Here is a 21,974-nt window from a genome sequence, read left to right on the forward strand (position 1 = left end):
CTCTTGTAGGCATATGAAAAAAGTTCCTTTCACTTTTCCAACAGTTGTGCTATCATCGGTATTGTCAACTTGATGAAGAACGATTTGGTTGACAATACATTAACAATACCAGAAACAGGAGTGGTCAACAATATGAAACTTACGCTACGTGGTGTTATTTTCAGTGCTTTATTTGCAGCTATTCTCGTGTTATTCAGCTTTTTCAAAATCTCCGTTGGCACAGAAGTTCCCATTACCCTTCAAACATTAGCTGTTATGCTCGCTGGAGGTTTACTAGGCGCACGATACGGCTTCCTGAGTATGGCACTTGTCGTTGTGCTTACTGCAGTTGGTTTCCCACTCCTTCATGGAAGTGGCGGTCTAGGTATTGTCCTCGGACCAACCGGTGGCTTTATCATGATCTGGCCGATTTCCGCGATGCTCATTGGACTTATTTTACCTCGTATTCGCTTAAATGGCATCATGGGTTATGTCGCGGCCTTCCTTGTACTTGAAGTTTTCGGCTCATTGATTCTTTATTTAGCTGGTGTACCATGGCTGATGTATAAGGTTCCTTCCTATACACTCGAGAAAGCGATGGTCGCGGCCTGCTATCCATTCCTCGCTGGAGATGCAATTAAAGCTGTCGTAGCTGCGCTTATCATTGCGCCCGTTCGCCAAGTCTTCCCTCCACAACGTCTGACCGGTTCTTCTTCACACAGCATCGTTCAAAATGAAAATAAGCAGGATGTCGTGCCTAACTAGAAATCGTCATTTTCGTTCAAACCAACTAAGAGCTGTCCTAAGTAGCTGCAACTACTTGAGGATTGCTCTTTTTATTTTTACGAAATTGTAATGTCTCGCCTCTCATTTTTATGCGATTGTTATGCGCGAATTAGTAAGCTTAGTCCTGTAGACAACAGCGCAACAAACAAATCCAATAAACTTGAGGAGTGTTTCTCGATGAAAAATAATAAAAAAGTTCTAGCCGCTCTCACCATTTCAGCAACTGTCGGATTATCTGCTCTTCTTCCTTACCATGCGCTAGCAGCCAATCCTTTTACGGATTCCGCAAGTGCGACTCAGATTCAGGCCGCTATTGAGCAGTTAGCCCAGCAGCAGGTACTATCTGGCTATGAGAACCTTACGTTCAAACCAGAGCAAGCCGTCACACGCAGTGAGATTGCCAAAATGGTAGCTCTCGCATTCCACGTGAATACGACTGTGGATGCAGCAATGCCAAGTCCTTTTCAAGATGTGACTTCGAAAGAATGGTACTATAATTATGCGATTACCATGCAATCACTCGGTGCGATGAATGGCGTGGCCAGCCAGCAATTCGCTGGAGCGCAAACGATCACTTCCAAACAGCTGAGCAGCATTATCGCGAAAGTACTCCAAGTGGATGCATCAACGATCCGTCAGCTGCCAAGCTACGCTTCACTTAGCAGCCAAGTTACACGCGGTCAAGCCGCTTTACTCCTTGTTGAAGCACAAAAAGTGGCACCGGTTCGCGTAACGAAGTTGGAGGTTTTGAATGCTATTTCCCTACAGGTGACCTTCTCAGCACCGATTCCGATGGCAGAATTAGAGCTGGAGCCTGCGTCCAAAAACTTTGTTTTTGACAATGGCCTTGCCATCAATAACGTACCGCGCCTGAAAACAGGCTCTGTATCCACTTATATTGTTCCGGTTCCAACTCAGAAAGCAGGCACGACGTACTCGTTGACTTATAAAGATCAACCTGCCGTTACTTTCACAGCTAGCACAGAGAAAATCCGTTTGGCTTCCACGGCTCAGGTTGCCAATGATCTATTTGAAGTTGAATCCCATCTGGCTGACGGTGTTGCAGACTACGGTTATGTCATTGCGGCTTACAGCAAAGGACGTCCTGGTTCATTTATCGTTGACGAATGGAATCGTTACAACGGTACGACTTATCAAATCCTATCCTCCATGCGGAATCGCCAGGTACAGATCACCCCTGAGGGTGGTGCAACAATGACGGCTAATTACTTGCCGTTCACGCAAGCAACGGATGGACGCCAAGCGCCTAAGTTCATATTGCCTAACGGCGAGACCTTCCGCCCTGGTGTGACCTATACAGTTTCTGCTGACTGGGCAACACTTTCGAATCCTACTTTTACAGCAAAAGAAATCGCTCCGCTCCAGCTTCAATCCGCTGCTGCAGTTGATGCGAAGACGATTGCTGTCACGCTAACGCAAGATCCGAAGGATGAAATTTTCGTTTCGCGCCGCGTATCCTTAACGGCTGCCGATGGCACGGTACTGACTGCTGAATACAGCTTAACGACACGTAAAGGTGCTGTTGGAACGTTCACACTTCTGAACAATGCTCAGCTAGCAACAGATACGACTTATACAGTTGCGCCAGTCGGTGCATGGGCTACTTCATCTGGTGTTACTTTAAACTTGAAGAAGTAATCCTTGATTAAATAATCGAATGACAAAAAGATAAGGAAGATGACCTGCGATCAGGTTCTCTTCCTTACCTTCGTTTGCTAAACTTATCCACAGATACTGTATTCTTAGATTCATATATCCTAAATCCAGAGGTGACCACCTATGTTACTTAAAAATAGTTTCCTATTCGCATGCTTAACACCGCTCACACTGTTTCTTGCCTTAGTTGGCTGTAGCAGCCAACAGCCTAACCCCGTCAACAGTATCAACCCAACGAAGACATCTACACCATCTCCTACTGCAGCTGCTGTAACACAATCGCCCGCGACAAGTTCATCACCTGCGGCGAGTACAACCCCTTCGCCTTCAGCGAATACGGCTACGACCTTAATGGTGACACATTCGAAAAGTGACTATATGTCCTTCCTCGATCCCGCTTCAGGCCGGTTCGAGAAGCTTGTCATAGGTAAAGCCCCTTTTGCCATTGCAGAGGGGCCGAATCATCGTGCTTATGTGTCGACAGCAGAAGGTGTAGCGGTTATTGATACGAAACTCCGTACACGGATCGCTCTTGTCCCTTATCAAGCCAATGTGGGTAAACCTAACTTCGGAGAATATCGCTCTGGAGGCATGGGAATTGCGGTATCACCAGATGGTAAATTCGCTTATGTCGGTATCTATCTCGATGGCGGCAAGAGTCAGCTAGAAATCTTAGATACGGAAAAACTCGCAATGACAGGCCGAGTTCCCGTTGGCGTTCGACCTTTTGATGTTGTAACTAGCTTGGACGGCCGCGAAGTATACAGTATAGACCACGACGGGTACACGGTGACGGCTGTCGATCCAATTAACCTAAAAGGTCGCACATTAGAGGCTGCTCCTTTCGGTAAAGGCGGCTTCGAGAAGCCGCACTACGCCGCCGTCCGCGCAGATGGCCGCTTACTGCTGCCTTACCAAGGCCGAGGTCTTGTAGTCCTTGATCCAAAAAGCGGCAGCTATAAGACTGAGCCTTTGACGGGCAACACACATCAAGAAGGTGTTACGCTCACACCTGACGGTAAGCAGCTGCTGATCGTTGGCATCGGTGCGGCAGGCAGCGCAACGGGCAAGCCGAATCTGACCATACTTGATGTGAACACTTATCAAGAGAAGGTCCTTCCGTTAAGTCGCATGCACCAAATGGTCGCCAGCAGTGCCGATGGTCGTTATGCCTATCTGACAGGAGGCGTCACTTATGCCGATACTGGCTGGAATGGCATGACAGTGGTCGACCTCACAGCAGGCACAACCCACGAATTCGAGCTGCCGGATTATCCGCTTGATGTACAGCTTCTGACTAACTTAACCCCTTAATCCCCCTTCGCCATATAACCAACACCAGGGTAGGTCACAATCAGCTCCTGCCCTTCGGTGTGGGCCTTCAGCTTTTGCCGAATCCGCGCGATGGTAACGCGCAAATATTCCACCTCATCGCGATACTCGCTTCCCCAAATCTCGCTCAACAGCTGTTCATGCGTCATCACTTTGCCTTCATGCTGCAAGAGAAGAACGAACAGATTATACTCCGTCTCGGTGAATTTCACTTCCGCGCCACTCAGTCGGATACGTCGTTGCGCCAAATTGACATTCACCGGTCCAACGGTTAATTCGCTAACCGTAGATGGTGCTGGCATACGTCCATCCAAACGACGAAGCACTGCATTGACTCTGGCGAACAGCTCGTCCAACGAGAACGGCTTGGTTAAATAATCATCCGCACCGAGATTCAACCCTTGTACTTTATCTGCGCCATTGCTCCTCGCTGTTAACATAATAACGGGCACACTGGAATAAGTACGCAATCTTCTTAATACTTCGAAGCCATCCATCCCCGGCATCATCAGATCTAACAAGATCAAATCCGGATCCACAGCTTCCGCCTTCTCTAACGCTTCGACCCCGCTTTGACAAGCGACTGTGTCGAAACCCAAGGATTTCAGATTCGCCGCAATGAAACGAATGATTTTGGGTTCATCGTCGACGATCATGATTTTTTTCGTGCTCATGCTAGCTTTTCTCCTCCTTAAAGCGCGGAATCGCTAATGTGAAGCGGCTTCCCTCGCCAAGCTGGCTTTCAACCTTAATCGTTCCACCATGGGCTTCCATAATCCCTTTGCAAATTGTCAAACCAAGCCCTGTTCCCCCTGTTTGACGGCTGGAAGACACATCGACACGATAAAAGCGATCAAATAGTTTAGCCAAATGCTCCTCTGCAATCCCGATGCCATTATCCTGAACGTGAACATACACATATTGATCATCCTCATGGGTAGTGACCTTAATGATCGGTGGCCGCTCATTATAGCGAACCGCATTGATGAATAAGTTCAAGAAAACCTGTTCCATACGGAGTTTATCCGCATAGACAAGAGGTGTATGCGAAGGCAGCTCAACCTCGAGCTGAAGCCGTGCAGCGCTGATCTCTTCTGGCAATCTATTTCTAGCACTTTCGATGACAGCGGCTAGCTTCAATGGTTGTGGATGAATCCCCATCGCACCCGATTCTATTTTCGATATATCCAGCCACTCATCAATGAGATCTTGGATACGGCCTATGTCTTCATGAATGCCCTCGAGCAGCTCCAATTTGAACTCCTCATCCCAGTGAGCATCCTTGCGCAGCAATGTTTCTACACCGCCTCGAATGCTAGTAATCGGTGTTTTGAATTCATGCGATGCTAGTGAAATCAGATCATTCTTGAGCGCGTCGATTTCATGCTCCTTCGTTCGATCCCGCCACACATAGCCGCGGCCAAAAACCCGTCCCTCGCGCGCGACTTGAAATGCGGACACCATCATAAATCGAGGCTTGCCCTGCTCTGTTTTCACTGTCACAGCACTCTGTACCCTTGGCTCTGCCGTCAGCTTACTCAACTGGTGTTCATCCTGAGTGTCAGTCAAAAGCTCGGCGATTCGCTCAAACAAGTCAGCTTCTGGCATGTGGGACAATTCCCCCATAGGAATTGCAAAGCTTTCGGCCATCTGATGATTGGCATACAGCACATTATGCTGCACATCTATGAGCACAATTGCATCGGACATGCTCTCTAATACGGCATTCAACGTGGCATGCTCGTCCTGCAAGCGTTGTGTTCGTTCTTCCACGCGATGCTCAAGCTCGCTATTCAACTGGAGCAAGGCACCTTGGTTCTCCTTGATTTGCGCCGCCATCCGGAAGAAATGCTCCGCGAGTTGATGCAGCTCCAAGGGCGCTCCGCGCGGTACAACTTTCTGGTCAGGCTGCGCGAATGATCCCCCAGCCAATCGCTGTGTATAGCCGACTAACGCATGGATCGTGCCATTCAATCTTCTAGCCAACAGGCTGCCGAGCATCACAGTTAGAATGAGCGTGAATACAAGTAGAAGCAACGTGATCCGTAAAGATTCTGTGAATGCCGCATTCACAGCCGCTGTCGACCTGCTGACCCATACGATGAGATTCAAGTCTGGAATCAACTTATACGTAATGAGCTCCTTATGTACGGAGGTGCTTAACGTGTAGGTGCCTTCGCCTTGTTTTTGCATTTTGGCATCCGCTACGACTGGCTCTTTCGATAGGTCTGCCATGGATTCCGTAAGCGCTGCATTCGGATGATAAATCGGCTTGCCTGCATGATCCAGCACAACAGGATAGGTCTCTGTGCCATAATCATATTTGGTAACGAGCGTCTTGATTGGCGCTAATTCTAGAACAGCCAGCACGAAACCATCCACCTGCTTGCTGCCCTTATAAATCGGTACAGCAATCGCTATAGCAGGTTGATTCAAGCTTTCAGGCCCCTTAAATAATGAAGAAATAATAGCTTTCTGACCCGCCTTCACACGTGCTGTATAGTCCCGATCGTTGACGTCCGTAGCAATCAAGTCCGTAGACATCTGGTTTGTAGCTTTGATGGCACCCTTATCATCAACTACATAAATGCCCGTAAACCCTTCCAAATTCTCTTGGAGTGACTGCAGCTTCAGCGTTAGACTCTCACGGTTCCTGAACGCCGCATCCGAAGCCGAAATCGTAGCCGCTAAGGTTTCAACCGCATTGCGATGATAAGACATGTACGCTTCTACTGCGTCTCCAAGGCGATACGTCGTCTGTCGCTGGTTTTGGTTCGTTTCCTGGGTAATATGCTTAATTTGTGATACCTGGAAGCCGCCTAGAATCAGGATCGGAATTAAGGCCATTAAGGCAAATGTAATCGTTAAATGTGACCTCATGGAATAATGCTTCAATGAGAATACCCCGCTCTCCATCTCAAGCTTTTGCTTAGCTTTCCAACTTATTTTACCACTGACAAATTTGTAATGAAAATGAAATCTAACCTTCATGTTGTTTTAATGTAACTTGCCTATAATAAAGACCAACCCCCCTTTAAAATATATAAACTTAGACCCACAGCCCGTTGCTGTGGGTCATTTTTTTTGGCATACTAGTTTAAACACTAAACAATAAAGGCGGCTTCGCATGACACCTGAACATGAATGGATGACGACCAAATTTCGCGAGATCAAGAATGTCATTTCCTCTTACTTAACGCAGGTGCTGCCTCAATTCCAGATATCACCGATCATGATGTATGTCTTAGAGTACCTGCGTAAGCATCCCGATTGCATCGCGGTGGATATGGCCAACGAATTTGGGCTAACCCGCGGAGCGATTACACAGCTGCTGGATAAAATGGAGGAGCAAGGCTTGCTCGTCCGCAAACCTCATCCGACCAGCCGACGCAGTCATTTGCTTCAAATGACGGATAAAGGGAATGAGCTGATAGTTAGCATCTTGGCTGCGTATAATACGAAGATCGACCAACTCTTCACTTCCTATACGAAGGAAGAGCTTGCTGCCTTGCAACAGCTTTTAGCTAAAATGCCTGTCTAACATCCCAACTTAGGTTGGGATGTTTCATTTTCCAGTTGACGAATTTGCTCGCAAGGCATATTGTTTATTTGCTAAACAGTTAAATCAATAAACACACAAGGAGTGTTTCAGATGCATAAAATTATGGCGATTACTGGAGCTTCATCAGGTATCGGATTGGCAACAGCATTGAAATTTGCCGAGCTCGGCTGGACTGTCTACGCGGGAACTCGCAATGTCGCTCGCGATCAGGAGCAGTATAGGGGCGTCGCGAATCTTCATTTTATGGAAATGGAAGTGACTGATCCACAATCTATGGAGCGCGCTCTAAGCACAATCGAGGAGAAGCATGGCTATCTGGACGTGTTGTTCTGCAATGCAGGCTTCGGCTTCCTCCGGGCACTTGGTCAAGCCAGCTTCGAGGAGATTCAAGCTGTTTTTGACACGAATGTCTATGGGGTGATGCATACGATTCGCGCAGGTCTTCCCCTGCTTCGCAAGTCGAGTTCCGCTCATCTTATCGCGACCACAAGTGTTGGCGGCCTGGTCGGTCAACCCTTCAATGAAATCTACTGCGCAGCGAAATTCGCTGTTGAGGGTCTGCTTGAAAGCTTGGCTACCTACTATAAGCCTGCCTTCAATATCGATGTCACCCTGCTTGAGCCAGGGGCGATCGCGACGAATTTTAACGCTACTGTACTCGGCCACGTGCAGAAAACCGGCGGCATCTTGGAGGATGACTACAAACCGATCATAACCCAATACTTGGACGCCTTCGCCAAACGCAATACAGTACCGCAAACTTCCGAGTCAGTTGCCGACGTTGTCGTGAAACTCGTAACCGACATGGAGCCTAAGCCGCTTCGCCTTCGTACTTCTGAGCAAGCAGAGGCTTTCGTGCAGTATAAGGTGAGTCAAGACCCAACTGGTCTTGCAGGGCTGCTGAATACACGTAAGCTGCATTTGAATATGTAAAATCGGAGCAAGGGCGATCCCCATTGCTGCGAATGACGACACCACCTAAGAGGTCAATCCTCTAGGTGGTGTTTTTCTATAAACACATAATTTCCCACAATGTTGCGATAGGATGTCCATAATCTTTCGGTACAGTAAGGGTGTAAGGGAAATCAACCATCCCCTGCACGCTACACAAATCGAAAGGAGTTTTCTCATAATGAAAACAACATGGAAAAAACGCGCCGTTCAAACGAGCATGCTAGCTATTATGACAACCATTGCATTCGGTGCTGTAAGTGCATCTGCGGCAGATACGACAAGCGAAGCGAAGCCTACTAAAGCTATTCAAATGGTTAAGGCTGTTGGAGCAGCACCCGCTGTATTCTTCCGCTCTTCGAGCGCAGGCTTGCTAAACCAACCTGCACACGAGCGAAACTATTTGAAGATGCTAGCTAGTACATACACACCAGATGCTCTAGCTGATTGGAAGAAAGCTTTGGATGATCGGAAGCAAGTAGAAGCTGAATTTCCGAAGCCAACCTTCGCTAAAAGTGTGACAGTTCCTCGAGAAGCTTCTCTAGATAAAGCTATGGTACTCCCTCAGGGAACTTCCCTAACTAAAGTGGATGGTGCCTCTCCTGTGGACGTAACTTTCACTACCTCAGTAGCGTCAGGTGCAATATCCGTAGAAGCTTTAGAAACATTACCTCCATTACCAACACTCTCGTCTGCAGAGATTAAAGACCTTCCAGAAGGGGAAGATGGCCCTCACAAAACCATTTTCACAGTCCTAAACCCGCAAGAGGGAACCACATCAACAATGGCTACCCGAGTTCTTCCAGTTGAGGGTGGTGTTGCGAGTGGTATAATGGAAGCAGTACCTACCGAGTTGCCTGAATCCTTCAAACGTCAGCAAAAGCTAGCCGAAGCGGTAGAGGCGGATGATGCGGAAGCGATTCGTGGATTACTGCCAGAGCTATTGAAGGATTATGTGAAAGAAACCGAAAACCTGCGCGAAATGAGCAAAAAAATCAAGGAACAACAACCAACAATTGAAACTGAGAAAAAATAGATTAACGGCTTGCATGAGGTGGAACCGATCGCACAAAATGGCGATTCGGCTCCACTTTTCCCCATTTCGTCAGGCATGGAAGGTGTGGTATACGATGTACAGCATATATTTAGTAGAAGATGAAGAGCATTTACGAGGCGTGCTAGCGGCCTATTTGGAGAAAGAGGGGTGGCAAGTGCGTTCGTTCCCCGATGGAACCTCAGCCAGAGATGCAATCTCGGAGCGGCCGGACTTGTGGGTCCTCGACATTATGCTCCCCGGCATAGATGGCTTCCAGCTCATGCGTGAGATTAAAGCCGATCAGCCGTCCCAGCCAGTGATTTTCATCTCAGCCCGCGATGCCGATATCGATCGCATCATCGGTCTAGAGCTAGGAAGCGATGATTACTTGGCGAAGCCATTTTTGCCCCGAGAGCTTGTGATTCGTTCACGAAAGCTGCTGGAACGGGTTTATGCAAGGCAAGGGAACGCCGAGCTAACAGCATCTATGGAGCGCCGCGCGCAACTGACCACTCTGGGCTCCTACACCATTGACGAGCCTGCTCGCACCGTAACCGAAAGTGATGGCACCATGCTCGATTTGACCTCGAAGGAGTACGAGCTGCTGCTCTATTTCGTTCAGCATCAAGGGCAAGTGCTGGAACGCGAACAAGTGCTTCGCGCGGTTTGGGGCATCGACTACTTCGGCACGGATCGTGTCGTCGATGATTTAGTACGCAGACTGCGCCGCAAGCTGCCGGATATGCGATTAGAAACCGTATACGGATACGGGTATAGGATGGTGAAAGCATGAGACTTCGACTAGGTCAGTGGCCGCTCGCCATGAAATTATGGGGAGCCTTCGCCGCATTAACGCTATTGATTTTCACTCTGCTCGCGGTGCTGCTCCCTTGGACGCTCAAAGGGTTTTTCACCGAGCAGTTGTATGATATTTTGATGGATACCCAAAGCGGACTGCAGGTAGAGGCAACTACAGCAACTGCAGCGGTTAATCCTGTCTTTGCTTTCCCTTTGTCCCCTCAGTCTGTGGAAATAACAACGAAACCGATGCAATCGATAGGGAGCCGTGTGGTCGTCGCACAGAAAGGACAAGAAATCGCTGGTGCTAGCACTGTGAGCGGTGAAGCTATACCAACTAAATCTCTTACGGAAGCTGGCGTAGCGATAGATCCCTCTATGTTAGCCACGCAGCTCACATTGCCTGTTCAAGCCACAATAACTGGCCCATCCATACGTCATTTTATGATTAACGGTGCACAAGCTGCTCAAGCTGTTGCGGCAACAAATTCGAGCACAGAACCATTCATCGCAGCCATGGAGAAAGATGCTCTATCCCAGATGCAGCCCGTGGCGAAGTATACCCGCAGTATCGATAACAACAGTATCTTTTATGTGATTCGCAAAGAAGTCGTCCAAGGAGCACCTAATTTCATCGTTTCCTATGCGTGGGGCAACTACCGCAATGATTTGATCATGTCGATGTTCTTTCGACTGATGCTCATGATGGTTGGCCTGATCGTGGTGAGCTGGCTGCCATGCCTATTGCTGGCGCGCTATTTCACACGCCCGCTCGTCCAAATGGAACAGCATGTGGGACGGATGGCCGAGCGCGATTGGCATGAGCCGATCGATACGGGACGCCGCAAAGATGAGATTGGCCGCCTAGGCAATGCCATCGAATTGATGCGTCAGCGGCTCGTGAAGCAAGATCGCGCACAGCAATTCTTCCTGCAGCACACGTCGCACGAGCTAAAAACACCGGTTATGGTGATTCGCAGCTACGCGCAATCTATCCAAGACGGTGTTTTTCCGAAGGGCACTCTGAGCGCCAGTATTGGTGTCATTATGAAAGAAGGCGAACGCCTGGAGAAGCGCATCCGAGATCTGTTGTTGCTGAACAAATTGAATTATTTCACAGCCAAAGAGAAGCCATTCCATGCTTTTGACATCAAAGCTGTCGCCGAAGATGTCGTTGAACGACTTCGCTATCGGCGTCCCGAGATAGACTGGGATCTGCAGCTCACTACCCACACCCTCATCGGAGATCAAGAGCAATGGAAGATCGCCTTGGAAAACATGCTCGACAACCAGCTTCGCTATGCCGAGAGCTGTATTCGCATCCGTGTGAAACCCGCTCCTCATTTTGAAATCCAGATGCATAATGACGGCCCGCTGCTTGACCAAGACATCGCGGATAATCTGTTCGAGCCTTTCCGCACTGGCGGCAAGGGGCAATTCGGTCTCGGTCTGGCCATCGTGAAACAAATTATGGATCATCACGGGATGAGCGTCCGCGCTTCGAATACTGATGACGATGGCGTCACGTTTACCATTTTACCTGCTGACAATACGGTTGGACGCTCCGAGGCATAACACAAAGTAGCAGAAATATATCGCCGCGTAAATGATTGTCGTAGAAATAATCGGAACGAGAAGATTTCCGGAAATCAACTGGATCGTCGCTAGCGCTTTGAGCACCATGATGCTATGCACAACGCCTAGCAACAGAGGCAGCATGAACACGAATAGTGTCTGTTTGGCGATGGTCGTCCGGATTTCCTTACGACTAACACCGATTTTGCGCAGCATCGTATACCGTTCTTTATCTTCATTAGCGTCCGTAAGCTGTTTGAAGTAAATCATACAACCCGTCGCGGCAAGGAAGACAAGTCCAAGGAACCCTAACGTGAAAATATCCAAGCCCGCTGATTCCATGTTTTGACGATATTGAAAATAGTACGTGGACATCCCGTTTTGGTCCGTTTTCAGCTTCATCAGAGTATCGGAGGTCAGCTTCGTTGAACCTTGGTCTTGCACGACATAGCCTTTATAGGTGACTTCTTGTGATCCTGGGAGCAGTTTGGCGTACAAGCTGTCACTGACAATGAAGACCAGGTCTGGGAAGCCCCAAGGCAGAATTCGTCCTACAATACGCTGCTGGACAATTAGCGTTTGCTTGCCTCCCTGAGCGCCTACGGAAATCGTGTCTCCCTTCACGTCATCCAAGGTGAATGTCGAATATCTCGGCTGAATGACCGCGATATCATTATCTTTAAGATCAACCTGACCTTCTCTGTCTAACACTTCGGAGGTACGATTGTACATGGCTGCTGACACAAGCTTGATTGGCACTGAACTAGGCGAATGACTCGATGGATGATAGAAGAAATTCGTCACGTCCGCCGTAACTCGGATAATGGGTACATCCAGCTTTTCCGAGATCGGATGCTCTTTATCCTGCTCCAAAATGGCGCTAACTTGCCCATCAAAGCCAGCTCCTTGCGAAATGTGCATGTAGCTGAAAGGCGCTTCATCCTTAGCATCGTTGGCGACTGTTAAATAGGCGCTTGAACCTACCGTAACCGCGCAGAGCGTTAACGCACTGAGCAGCGCAATCATCGTGAACATCCGCGTATTCCCGCGAATCCGATAAATTAATTGAGCCGTGGAGATCATGTTCATGCCTTTATAATAGCGAGACTTCGTTTTTTGGGCGATTTTCAACATATAAATGAGTGCATACCGAAACAGCAAATACGTGCCGGCGATCAAGCAGCCGAAGATAATAAGGAAATTTCTACCCATTTGCGCCCCAGTCGTCATTGGTTGGAATACGGTCCAATAGCCAATGATTAATAGTACGATAGCCAGCACTGCTGAGAAAGATGACGGCTTCGGTACCTGCTCCCCTTCCTGCTCTGCCTTGAACAGTTCAACCAATTGAAATCGGTAGATCAAGCGGTAGCTATGGATCGATGTCACCACGATAATGATCGCAAACACAATGAGTGTATTCACAATAGCCTCGGACGAAATGCTGAAGCTAACTTCAACGGTCGAATCCAGCAACTTGAGAAACATCATCGCAAATAGCTTGGACAGTAAGGTGCCCAATACTATTCCCACCGCAACAGCGCCACTCCCCATCAACATATTTTCATAAAATAACATCGTGCCAATCTTACGCTTCCTTACACCGAGTAAGGCGTATAGGCCTACTTCCTTCTTCCGCTTTTTGGTGAAAAAAGAGTTGGAATACCAGATAAACACCGCTACGAACAAGATAAGTATTATGGAAGCTTGCGTAAAGACGGACTTCATTCCCTCCCATTTCTGCACATTCGCTGCAATTTCTTGGCTGTACCTTAAAGATACGAACGTATAGTAGATCACCACGCTGAAAATCATCGAGACGAAATAGATCAAATAGTTCTTCAGATTTCCAATGACATTCCTTCTGGCCAGACTAAATAAGGTCACTTGCTCCACCCCCTAGTACCGAGAGCACGTCCATTACCTTATTGAAGAATTCCTTTCGAGATGACGTCCCCTTATTTAACTCCGTAAATAATTTACCATCTTTAATAAAGACAACGCGTGTACAATAGCTAGCTGCAAAAGCATCATGCGTCACGATCAGAATGGTCGATTTATCCTGCACGTTCAAGCTCTGTAAGCTTTCCAGAAGCTCAGTCGCTGACTTAGAATCGAGTGCCCCCGTTGGTTCATCGGCTAGCACGAGGCTGGGACTCGACACGATGGCGCGGCATGCAGCAGTACGCTGTTTTTGCCCGCCTGAAATTTGGTACGGGTACTTATCTAGCAGCGAATCGATGCCGAACTTCTTGCTGATGACCTCAACGCGACGCTCCAATTCAGCCACATTCATTCTTGCTAGGGCAAGCGGGAGTATGATGTTCTCCTTCACAGTCAATGTATCGAGCAGGTTATAATCTTGAAAAATGAAGCCCAGCTTCTCGCGGCGGAAATTCGCCAGCTCTGCCTCCTTCATCTTCATCAGACTCATGCCGTCAACGACAATGTCCCCCGAGGTTGGCTGATCGATCGTGGCTAACATGTTCAGTAAGGTTGTTTTGCCCGATCCGGACGGGCCCATAATGCCGACGAATTCACCCTGGGTGATGGTTAAATCGATATCCTGCAACGCTGTAAATACATTTCCTTTGGATCCATATACCTTCTTCAGCTGTTTGGCTTGGGCAATGATTTTCATATCGGTTATTCCTCCAATAAGCATGGTCTTTTTCTTATACCTCTATCCTACTCTCTTCGCGTCCATGCAACCATCGAAGTAACTTACAACTCTTCTGCGTTACCTTACAATTTTGTCATGATTGTGCTACCATTTCTGGAGAAGTGACATTTGTCAGGCTTTAGGAGGCATCGACTATCTGTGAAAATTATGATCGTGGAAGATGATAAAACGATACGGGATACGTTGGCTGAAGCACTGGGCCGCTGGGGGTTTGCAACGGTTATTGTCGAACAATTCGATGCCGTAATCACCATGTATGTGAAGGAAAATCCCCAACTTGTGCTGATGGATATCAATTTACCGGCATTCGACGGCTTCTATTGGTGTCGCCAAATCAGGGAATTATCGAATGTGCCGATCCTCTTCCTTTCCTCCCGAAATACACCTATGGATATGGTTATGTCGATGAATATGGGTGGCGATGATTTTATCCAGAAGCCTTTCTACACCGACGTCCTCGTGGCCAAAATCAATGCTCTGCTTCGCAGAACCTACTCCTATATGGAAACAACCGCCAATGTGATGGCGCATAATGGGGTCGTCCTGAATTTGAAGGATGGCGACATCGCTTGCGGGGATCAGAAGGCGGAGCTCACCCGGAATGAGTTCAAAATTTTAACAATTCTCCTGCAGCATCAAGGTGCTATCGTCAGCCGTGAGCAGATGATGCGCGGTCTCTGGGAGGATGAAAGCTTCGTCGACGATAATACGTTAACCGTTAATATTACCCGCCTGCGCAAAAAGCTTGCAGAACTTGGACGCGACGATTTCATCACAACCAAGAAAGGGCAAGGGTATATGATCCCATGAGCTTTCTTTCCTATTTGAAGGATAAACGATATTTCTTGGGGATGTATCTGGGAACGATGCTATTTGTTTCGCTGATCATGCTTGTCAGTGTGAAGGGGCAGGCGGCGCTCAATAATATTGCCTATACGAATGCAGGCTGTTTCCTCTTTGCTGCTTCCTATGTAACAGTTGGCTACTACTATCGGAAGTCCTTCTACAAGGAGCTGGGTGAGTTTCTAGGCAAAAGCCAACATCAAGATTGGGCCATCGCGGCGATGCCTGAGCCTCAAAACAACGAGCAAGAGCTCTATCTTCAGCTGTTAACACAGCTGTCTAAGGATCAAGCTCATGAGACGCAGCTCCTGCATGCGGAGATCCGAAACCATCAGGACTTCATCCTCTCTTGGATTCATGAAGTGAAGCTGCCTATCGCAGCCAGCCGTCTGATCATGGAGAACCGCGCTGGCAAAACCGCCGAATATCTCGTGGACAAACTCGAAGACGAGCTTAACAAAATCGATAGCTATGTGGAGCAAGCGCTTTACTACTCGCGTATAGACTCCTTCTCCCGAGATTATTTCATCTCAGAGTTGTCGCTGAGCAGCCTTGTGAAGGATAGTGTCAAGAAGGTGGCCAAGCTGTTTATTGCCAAACGGATACGTCCGGACATGGAAGAGCTTACCCACCATGTGAACAGTGACAGCAAGTGGCTGAGCTACATCGTAAATCAGATTGTGGCGAATGCTTTGACGTATACCGAGAATGGCGGCAGCATCATCTTTCGCTCGGAGGAAACGGAGTCCGAGAAGCGGCTGATCATTCGAGATACAGGGATAGGGATTGATCCCGCTGACCTAGGCCGTGTTTTTGATAAAGGCTTCACCGGTAAAAATGGCCGAACGCACAGCCGCTCTACCGGAATGGGACTCTACTTGGCCAAACAAATGGCGATTAAGCTGGGGCATGATCTATCGATGATGTCGATCGAAGGCGAGGGAACCACGGTTACCATTCATTTCATGAAGATGCAGCATTATAATGATTTGCGTTGATGGTTGAAAAAGAAGTGAAATGCCTCCAACCTGTGTGTTCAAGGTTGGAGGCTTTTTGTGATTCCTCATATACCCCACTGGATTAAGGGAACGTGAGAGCGCTAATTTGTCTATAACGAGGTGTTTGTCGCCTGAAGGGGAACGTCAGTGCACTATTCCCGCTTTTAGTCCAGTATTTCCTTCCAAAGTAGCAGAATAGTGCACCCTCGTTCCTCTTCGAAGCCAGAATGCTCTACAATTGTGAATAGCGCATCCTTGTTCCCCCTCCAGCTATTTAACACCATTAACGAACTACTACCTAGTAGTAGTATGGTGGTGAGGTAACATCCTCCGCCGGAATCTATTTTCTGTTATATCTACAACAACAGCAGCTGAGGTTACATAGAACTGGAAGCCTCTACCTTAGCAGCCGTTTGCTCATGCTTTTTCAACAGAGATAAGAAAATAACCACGATAGCCACAGCACCAATGATGCCTATAGTCCACGCCGGGCTTCGCAAATTCAAGTTCTGACCGAAGTAGAACAAATCGCGAAGTCCCTCCGCTGCGAAGCGCAGCGGCAACCAGGAGTAGAGCCAATCATGGCTGAAGCTAGGCAATAACTCTGGCGGCAAAGAAAGCACCGGTGCGCCGAAGAAGAACACGAGCACGAACAGTGGCACACCTTTTAAACCAAGCCAGCTGACAACAGCCGTTTGCAGCTGGAAGAAGGCGAATCCCACGAAAGTAAGGAACAAGCCCATCTCCCAATAACTCGGGATGGATAAGCCCAGCCATTTGCCTGCTACGAGTAAAATACTAACAGCAGAAGCCGCAGTGATCACAACACCACTAAGCAATTGGGAAACTTGAATGCCGAAACGGTACGAGCGGGAACCCGAACCGGTTTGCGTCGCTTTCCCTGCTGCCATGTAGAGTAATAGTGTCGTCACCATCGCTCCAAACCAAGCAAGCTGCGTCAGCACAACAGGTGCGTTACCGTTCGCGCTGTTCGTGCCGACAGCATTTACATTTTTGCTTGTGATGACGATGGGTGTTGCGAACGCTTTGGTTTGGTCAACCGTAAGTGTTCCGCCTTTTTGGCTGACTTGCGCCAGCAGCTGCTCTCTCACTTGACCGTTAACGCCATTAAGGATCTGACTCAGCACGCCATTCGCCATTGTAGCCGCGGTGTTATTCATCCCTTGATTTACGTACAACGTTACGGATGACGCCTGTGGCTGAGGCGATAATAAGCTCGCTAGCTTATGGCTGAAGTCTGCCGGAATGATAATCGCGGCGTAAGCCTGCTCTCGGTCCATTGCATCAATGGCTTCCTGTTCGTTGGCCAATGTCGTCCATTTGAGCGGGGAGACGGTGTCAGCTTGAGCCGGCGCGGCTGTTATTTTTTCTTGAATGAGCTTGCCGAAATTCATGTCTTGGCCTGTCGGGAGTTTCTCCCCCGCATCCATTTGAACGAGCAGTACCGGCAAGTTCTTCGGCGTGGGGTTCACCGTTGAACCGAGTTGCGCCACACCTAATAAAAGAATAACAAGGAAAACGACAATGATAGCTAAGTACGGTTGTTTCTGTTTAAAAAAATGATTCATTGTAATGCCTCCTTAGATTCATATAGATGGATAAAATTCATTTATTTCATTCAACGTTGTGTGAACGAAATTACTAAAAAAGAATCACTTTCTCCAAAGTGATACGGTGAAAGCGATCATTTTTTTCAAATAACTATCGATATCAGTCTCTATCATATTCACTGCTGTGAATTGTCCGAGAACAGCCATCATTCCGACAGAAATAATTTGCTTGGCAGCTAATTGGAAGTCCATATCACGGATTTCTCCTGCCTCAGCTCTTCTGGACAGAGCTTCCGTTAAAGCTTGATGCCGCTGCAAAATCAACTGCGTCATAAAATTCTTATCCTCAGATAAGATGTTATCCGAATCCCGCAGCATAATTTTCATGAAATCCGGGTCCCCAATGAGGGTGCCCACCAATCTTGAGATAAACAGATATAACGCTTCTTCTAGCGGCTGGCCTGGATGAATCCCTTTAATTAACTGATCCATGAGCTCCATGCGAGTTTGCTGCGCTTCACGGAAAATGGTCTCCAAAATCTCCTGCTTGCCCCCAGGAAAATAATGATACAACAAGCCATCGGTAATCCCGATATGCTTATTCATCGCACGGATCGACGTCCCGTGGTAACCATGCTGCGCAAACAATTGCTTCGCGCCAAGTAGAATTTGCTCTCTACGCTCGGCAGCTTGATGATCGCGGCTTGTTTTCGGCACTCTTTTCATAAGTGATCTCTCTTCCGTCATTTCATTCAACGATCGTGTAATGAATTATAGACCTGTTTTTTTGTAAAAGCAAGTGGCTTACATTATAAAAAAGCATACCCCCATAGTCGGGAGCATGCTCGCTTTATAACTACGCTTTAACCTTCGCTTTAATCTCTTCCAATGGCTTGTGGTTGCCATATTTCGGATACTCACGCGTCGATGGTGCAGACCATTGAACCGCATTGCTGATTACGCGGCGGATCTGCTCATTGTAGTACGTGCGGTACGTTTCGTGACCTGGACGGAAGTAGAAAATCTTCCCGTTCCCACGGTGGAACGTACAACCGCTGCGGAACACTTCGCCGCCTTCGAACCAGGAAACCATGATGAGCTCATCCGGTTGCGGGATATCAAAATGCTCTCCGTACATTTCCTCTGCCTCAAGATCAATGTACTCGCCGATGCCTTCCACGATTGGGTGGCCTGGAGCAACGACCCACAGACGTTCTTTCTCATCCGCTTCGCGCCATTTGAGATCACAGGATGTGCCCATGAGCGTTTTGAACACTTTAGAGAAGTGCCCGGAGTGAAGTACGATTAGGCCCATGCCTGCCCATACACGCTTTTGAACACGTGCTACGATCTCGTCTTGCACCTCACCATGTGCTTTGTGTCCCCACCAGATCAGGACATCCGTATTGTTCAAAACCTCTTCCGACAACCCATGCTCGGGATCATCTAAAGTTGCATATGTGACCTGGACAGAACCGCTCAGGCCCTCACCAATTGCCGTGTGGATACCTTGCGGGTAGGCAGCGCGGACGATTTCACTTTCTTTTTCATGACGAAATTCGTTCCAAACGGTTACATTTAATGGTTTGCTCATTTTACATGCCCTCCAAGATAGCGTATTCATTCTTACTACTGAGTATAGGTTTTCCTAAGCGCCAAGGAAAGGCAGAATTGTGCCGACTTCCTATTCAATAGTGTCATCCACTGCCCTGCAATGTTATACTTAAGGGGATTAAATCTAATAATCCTTAACGATTTGTCTATTGAAAAATGTCTCGTCCTAGTGAGGTATCCCATGCCTATGAACTCTACTCTTAGTCCTGCAAACTTAACTGAAATTAGAAATGAAGAAGTTGTGTACCAGAACCCCCTTCTTTTCTTAAAAATATGGGAAATCAAACATGACTACCCCCAATGCGACTTACCCGACCCTTGGACATGGCATTGGCATAAGCAGGTTGAGTTTCTGGTAGTGACCCAGGGTCACCTCGCCATCCAAACCAAGGATGCCTATACGATCATGGAGGCAGGGGATGTCATGCTGCTCGGCTCCTCACAGCCTCATCGCACACATAAATACTCGGAAGAGCCGCTGCATCAAATTGTATTCCAAATTGATTTAACGCAGCATTTTGATCTGAGTACACTGGCTTATTTGCATCTATTTTCGGAGCTGACGCACTCGCTTGAGCCTTTTAATGCGCTTTTTCGTTCGAATGCCACCGTCAGAGCGAGCGCTTTTCAGCTCATCCGGCAAATTTATGAGGAATCACAATCTCGACAAATCGGCTATGAGCTCGCCATTGTTGCTGCCATTAAGCACCTCCTCCTCCTACTGCTGCGCAATGATAAACGTGATCTTGCAGGGCTGACCGAGGACTCCGGCATCTCACGTCTGCGGCCAGCGCTTAATTATATTGACGAGCATTTGACCGAGCGAATTACGGTCGAAGATGTGTGCCGCATTTTGAATTTGAGCTATCATTACTTTATTAAGTATTTTAAAAAAGTGATGGGACTATCCTTTATTGATTATGTGAATTATAAACGGATCAAAAAAGCCGAGCGCCTCCTGCTCACAGGGGATCTCAGCATTATGGAAATCAGCTATGAAGCTGGCATTCAAAATATGGCTCAATTCTACAAGCTTTTCAAGCGATATAACCAGTGCTCGCCGAAGGAGTTTAAACAGCGTTTGCGGGACCAGACGGTTTGATTAAAAGCATCATTCGGGGAGGAATCCCTCCTGGCTGACGAATACACGCTCCTGCGGAAAATGCCGCAGGAGCTGTTCGTGCACGCGCCGATACGCATCCCGACTGTACCAGTCGGTCAGCTCCAGCGCGTCATAAATGGCACGGACGCCGATGCGCTCCGTGCGCTTGCCTCCACCACCATCGCCCATGAAGTAATCGTCGATGCACACCCGATCCACGATGCCAGAGAGCCGCTCGGCGAAGCCGTCCGAGCTTGGCAGCGCTGGCGCTATCGTGGCCTGCACCGGGATCCCGCGAGCGGCGAGCTCGCGGAGTGCCTCTAGCCGCGCCGCGATCGGTGGCGCGGCTGGGGTGAACGCGCGACGGATGTCCTCGCGGTCCGTCTCCACCGTCATGCTGACTCGCACGCGCTCACCGAGCAGCTGCAGCAGGTCCGCATCCCGCGTCACGAGCGGGCTGCGGGTTTGCACGAACAAGAAGTCCGGCTGCTGCACGGACATCACCTCGAGGAGCGATCGGGTTATCCGCTCCTTGTACTCGATCGGCTGATAAGGGTCCGTCGCCGAGGAGAAGAAGATCGTGACGGGCCCTTTGCTCTTCGCCCGCGCCAGCTCCTTGACGAGAAGCGCGGGCGCGTTCTCTTTCACATCGACCCAGCTGCCCCACGCTTCGCTGCGAAACAACGCAACCGGCATCTGCCGCACGTAGCAATAGGAGCAGGCGAAGGCGCAGCCCGTGTACGGATTGAGTGTATGCGTATAGCCTTCGAGAAAGCCGCTCGCTTTCGTCAATAGCGTCTTCGATTGCTTTCGTTGCACATCGACCATGGCTGTACCTCCTTTGCTTGCTTCTTATTACTTGCCTGTGCTCCCACTTTTGCCCAGCTATGTGCCTTCTCGCTCCAACCGCAACAGCCTCTCCTTATTCGCCAACCCGCCGCGATAGCCAGTCAGCGCCCCATCCTTCCCCACCACTCGGTGGCAAGGCACGACGATGAGCACCGGATTTGCCCCAATGGCGGTCCCAACAGCTCGAACAGCACTTGATCTCCCTAGTGAGTGGGCTACCTGTGAATAACTTAACGTTTCACCATGTGAAATATCGTTCAAAGCGGCCCAAACCCCCTGTTGAAACGCCGTCCCGCGTAAATCCACTTGAAGCGTGAACGCAGTCCGTTCCCCTTTCAGGTACTCATCCAATTGCTGAATATATGGGTTCAGGACTTCTCCATCTTGTATCAAGCTAGTCTGCGGCCCGATCTTATTGACCCATTTAGTGAATTGAAGCCATGCCTCATTATGAACACCCTCAGCCGCATTCCCCTCCTGAAACTGCAAGTAACCAAGTCCTTGGTTAGTCGCTGCCAGAATAAAATCACTTCCCTGTAAACGTACCTTTGCCCAGTTGATAACTTCCGTATCACTCTTCGTACTCACAGTAATCACTCCTTACTTCTCCTCTCTCGC

20 protein-coding genes are annotated in these 21,974 nt (G+C 48.6%); 11 read left to right on the forward strand and 9 right to left on the reverse strand.

Annotated features, from left to right (window positions below; all coding sequences use genetic code 11):
- Window positions 1-132: 132 nt before the first annotated feature.
- The 3 genes from AC58QO_RS18250 to AC58QO_RS18260 all read left to right on the forward strand — a co-directional run bounded on the left by AC58QO_RS18250 (window position 133) and on the right by AC58QO_RS18260 (window position 3,756).
- Window positions 133-744 carry a biotin transporter BioY gene (locus tag AC58QO_RS18250; protein ID WP_497267973.1) on the forward strand — a complete coding sequence of 204 codons (612 nt, stop codon included), beginning with the start codon at window positions 133-135 and terminating at the stop codon, window positions 742-744.
- A 198-nt stretch (window positions 745-942) separates the two neighbouring features.
- Window positions 943-2,424, forward strand: a complete 1,482-nt coding sequence (locus AC58QO_RS18255; RefSeq protein WP_497267975.1) for an S-layer homology domain-containing protein — start codon at window positions 943-945, stop codon at window positions 2,422-2,424.
- 141 nt (window positions 2,425-2,565) lie between these two features.
- Complete coding sequence (locus tag AC58QO_RS18260) at window positions 2,566-3,756, forward strand: YncE family protein (RefSeq protein ID WP_497267976.1); 1,191 nt, start codon at window positions 2,566-2,568, stop codon at window positions 3,754-3,756.
- Here AC58QO_RS18260 and AC58QO_RS18265 read toward each other — a convergent pair.
- Both AC58QO_RS18265 and AC58QO_RS18270 read right to left on the reverse strand, forming a co-directional pair.
- A complete protein-coding gene (locus tag AC58QO_RS18265; protein WP_497267978.1) occupies window positions 3,753-4,448 on the reverse strand; it encodes a response regulator transcription factor in 696 nt (231 codons plus the stop codon). The genes AC58QO_RS18260 and AC58QO_RS18265 overlap by 4 nt on opposite strands.
- A 1-nt stretch (window position 4,449) precedes the next feature.
- Window positions 4,450-6,654 carry an ATP-binding protein gene (locus tag AC58QO_RS18270; protein ID WP_497267980.1) on the reverse strand — a complete coding sequence of 735 codons (2,205 nt, stop codon included), beginning with the start codon at window positions 6,652-6,654 and terminating at the stop codon, window positions 4,450-4,452.
- A gap of 247 nt (window positions 6,655-6,901) precedes the next feature.
- On the opposite strand from AC58QO_RS18270, the gene AC58QO_RS18275 reads away from it, so the two are divergent.
- The 5 genes from AC58QO_RS18275 (at window position 6,902) to AC58QO_RS18295 (ending at window position 11,696) form a co-directional block, all read left to right on the forward strand.
- Window positions 6,902-7,315, forward strand: coding sequence for a MarR family winged helix-turn-helix transcriptional regulator (locus AC58QO_RS18275; protein ID WP_497267982.1), 414 nt, complete (start codon window positions 6,902-6,904; stop codon window positions 7,313-7,315).
- 111 nt (window positions 7,316-7,426) lie between these two features.
- Window positions 7,427-8,269, forward strand: coding sequence for an SDR family oxidoreductase (locus AC58QO_RS18280; protein WP_497267984.1), 843 nt, complete (start codon window positions 7,427-7,429; stop codon window positions 8,267-8,269).
- A 199-nt stretch (window positions 8,270-8,468) separates the two neighbouring features.
- Window positions 8,469-9,323 carry a hypothetical protein gene (locus AC58QO_RS18285; RefSeq protein ID WP_497267986.1) on the forward strand — a complete coding sequence of 285 codons (855 nt, stop codon included), beginning with the start codon at window positions 8,469-8,471 and terminating at the stop codon, window positions 9,321-9,323.
- Window positions 9,324-9,417: 94 nt separating this feature from the next.
- Window positions 9,418-10,116 carry a response regulator transcription factor gene (locus AC58QO_RS18290; protein WP_497267987.1) on the forward strand — a complete coding sequence of 233 codons (699 nt, stop codon included), beginning with the start codon at window positions 9,418-9,420 and terminating at the stop codon, window positions 10,114-10,116.
- On the forward strand, window positions 10,113-11,696 hold the full coding sequence (locus AC58QO_RS18295; protein WP_497267989.1) for a sensor histidine kinase: 1,584 nt from the start codon (window positions 10,113-10,115) through the stop codon (window positions 11,694-11,696). Before AC58QO_RS18290 ends, AC58QO_RS18295 begins: the two co-directional genes overlap by 4 nt.
- Here the strand turns inward: AC58QO_RS18295 and AC58QO_RS18300 are convergent.
- Together AC58QO_RS18300 and AC58QO_RS18305 are read right to left on the reverse strand one after the other, a co-directional pair.
- Window positions 11,658-13,583, reverse strand: coding sequence for an ABC transporter permease (locus tag AC58QO_RS18300; protein WP_497267991.1), 1,926 nt, complete (start codon window positions 13,581-13,583; stop codon window positions 11,658-11,660). The two genes, AC58QO_RS18295 and AC58QO_RS18300, sit on opposite strands and share 39 nt — an antisense overlap.
- A complete protein-coding gene (locus AC58QO_RS18305) occupies window positions 13,570-14,337 on the reverse strand; it encodes an ABC transporter ATP-binding protein (RefSeq protein WP_497267993.1) in 768 nt (255 codons plus the stop codon). Before AC58QO_RS18305 ends, AC58QO_RS18300 begins: the two co-directional genes overlap by 14 nt.
- Window positions 14,338-14,517: 180 nt before the next feature.
- Here AC58QO_RS18305 and AC58QO_RS18310 point away from each other — a divergent pair, with 180 nt between their 5' ends.
- Window positions 14,518-15,189, forward strand: coding sequence for a response regulator transcription factor (locus AC58QO_RS18310; protein WP_497267995.1), 672 nt, complete (start codon window positions 14,518-14,520; stop codon window positions 15,187-15,189).
- On the forward strand, window positions 15,186-16,220 hold the full coding sequence (locus tag AC58QO_RS18315; RefSeq protein ID WP_497267997.1) for a sensor histidine kinase: 1,035 nt from the start codon (window positions 15,186-15,188) through the stop codon (window positions 16,218-16,220). Before AC58QO_RS18310 ends, AC58QO_RS18315 begins: the two co-directional genes overlap by 4 nt.
- A gap of 377 nt (window positions 16,221-16,597) precedes the next feature.
- Here the strand turns inward: AC58QO_RS18315 and AC58QO_RS18320 are convergent, their stop codons facing one another.
- The 3 genes from AC58QO_RS18320 to AC58QO_RS18330 all read right to left on the reverse strand — a co-directional run bounded on the left by AC58QO_RS18320 (window position 16,598) and on the right by AC58QO_RS18330 (window position 19,385).
- On the reverse strand, window positions 16,598-17,809 hold the full coding sequence (locus tag AC58QO_RS18320) for a YhgE/Pip domain-containing protein (RefSeq protein ID WP_497267998.1): 1,212 nt from the start codon (window positions 17,807-17,809) through the stop codon (window positions 16,598-16,600).
- Window positions 17,810-17,893: 84 nt separating this feature from the next.
- Window positions 17,894-18,517, reverse strand: a complete 624-nt coding sequence (locus AC58QO_RS18325; RefSeq protein WP_497267999.1) for a TetR/AcrR family transcriptional regulator — start codon at window positions 18,515-18,517, stop codon at window positions 17,894-17,896.
- A 130-nt stretch (window positions 18,518-18,647) separates the two neighbouring features.
- Window positions 18,648-19,385, reverse strand: a complete 738-nt coding sequence (locus AC58QO_RS18330) for a ThuA domain-containing protein (RefSeq protein WP_497268001.1) — start codon at window positions 19,383-19,385, stop codon at window positions 18,648-18,650.
- Between the two features lie 207 nt (window positions 19,386-19,592).
- On the opposite strand from AC58QO_RS18330, the gene AC58QO_RS18335 reads away from it, so the two are divergent.
- Window positions 19,593-20,507 carry a helix-turn-helix domain-containing protein gene (locus AC58QO_RS18335; protein WP_497268154.1) on the forward strand — a complete coding sequence of 305 codons (915 nt, stop codon included), beginning with the start codon at window positions 19,593-19,595 and terminating at the stop codon, window positions 20,505-20,507.
- Between the two features lie 9 nt (window positions 20,508-20,516).
- Here AC58QO_RS18335 and AC58QO_RS18340 read toward each other — a convergent pair whose 3' ends face one another.
- The gene (locus tag AC58QO_RS18340) at window positions 20,517-21,335 is read right to left on the reverse strand and encodes an SPL family radical SAM protein (RefSeq protein ID WP_497268003.1); all 819 of its coding nucleotides are present in this window, start codon (window positions 21,333-21,335) and stop codon (window positions 20,517-20,519) included.
- A gap of 57 nt (window positions 21,336-21,392) precedes the next feature.
- Window positions 21,393-21,944, reverse strand: coding sequence for a methylated-DNA--[protein]-cysteine S-methyltransferase (locus AC58QO_RS18345; protein WP_497268005.1), 552 nt, complete (start codon window positions 21,942-21,944; stop codon window positions 21,393-21,395).
- Window positions 21,945-21,974 lie beyond the last annotated feature (30 nt).

The sequence above is a fragment of the Paenibacillus sp. J31R30 genome, from assembly GCF_059692115.1.

What these genes read in the sequence shown, in the direction of transcription:
- AC58QO_RS18250 (WP_497267973.1), top strand. Translation starts at nt 133, where the DNA reads ATGAAACTTACGCTACGTGGTGTTATTTTCAGTGCTTTATTTGCAGCT.
- AC58QO_RS18255 (WP_497267975.1), top strand. Translation starts at nt 943, where the DNA reads ATGAAAAATAATAAAAAAGTTCTAGCCGCTCTCACCATTTCAGCAACT.
- AC58QO_RS18260 (WP_497267976.1), top strand. Translation starts at nt 2,566, where the DNA reads ATGTTACTTAAAAATAGTTTCCTATTCGCATGCTTAACACCGCTCACA.
- AC58QO_RS18265 (WP_497267978.1), bottom strand. Translation starts at nt 4,448, where the DNA reads ATGAGCACGAAAAAAATCATGATCGTCGACGATGAACCCAAAATCATT.
- AC58QO_RS18270 (WP_497267980.1), bottom strand. Translation starts at nt 6,654, where the DNA reads ATGAGGTCACATTTAACGATTACATTTGCCTTAATGGCCTTAATTCCG.
- AC58QO_RS18275 (WP_497267982.1), top strand. Translation starts at nt 6,902, where the DNA reads ATGACACCTGAACATGAATGGATGACGACCAAATTTCGCGAGATCAAG.
- AC58QO_RS18280 (WP_497267984.1), top strand. Translation starts at nt 7,427, where the DNA reads ATGCATAAAATTATGGCGATTACTGGAGCTTCATCAGGTATCGGATTG.
- AC58QO_RS18285 (WP_497267986.1), top strand. Translation starts at nt 8,469, where the DNA reads ATGAAAACAACATGGAAAAAACGCGCCGTTCAAACGAGCATGCTAGCT.
- AC58QO_RS18290 (WP_497267987.1), top strand. Translation starts at nt 9,418, where the DNA reads ATGTACAGCATATATTTAGTAGAAGATGAAGAGCATTTACGAGGCGTG.
- AC58QO_RS18295 (WP_497267989.1), top strand. Translation starts at nt 10,113, where the DNA reads ATGAGACTTCGACTAGGTCAGTGGCCGCTCGCCATGAAATTATGGGGA.
- AC58QO_RS18305 (WP_497267993.1), bottom strand. Translation starts at nt 14,337, where the DNA reads ATGAAAATCATTGCCCAAGCCAAACAGCTGAAGAAGGTATATGGATCC.
- AC58QO_RS18315 (WP_497267997.1), top strand. Translation starts at nt 15,186, where the DNA reads ATGAGCTTTCTTTCCTATTTGAAGGATAAACGATATTTCTTGGGGATG.
- AC58QO_RS18320 (WP_497267998.1), bottom strand. Translation starts at nt 17,809, where the DNA reads ATGAATCATTTTTTTAAACAGAAACAACCGTACTTAGCTATCATTGTC.
- AC58QO_RS18325 (WP_497267999.1), bottom strand. Translation starts at nt 18,517, where the DNA reads ATGAAAAGAGTGCCGAAAACAAGCCGCGATCATCAAGCTGCCGAGCGT.
- AC58QO_RS18330 (WP_497268001.1), bottom strand. Translation starts at nt 19,385, where the DNA reads ATGAGCAAACCATTAAATGTAACCGTTTGGAACGAATTTCGTCATGAA.
- AC58QO_RS18335 (WP_497268154.1), top strand. Translation starts at nt 19,593, where the DNA reads ATGAACTCTACTCTTAGTCCTGCAAACTTAACTGAAATTAGAAATGAA.
- AC58QO_RS18340 (WP_497268003.1), bottom strand. Translation starts at nt 21,335, where the DNA reads ATGGTCGATGTGCAACGAAAGCAATCGAAGACGCTATTGACGAAAGCG.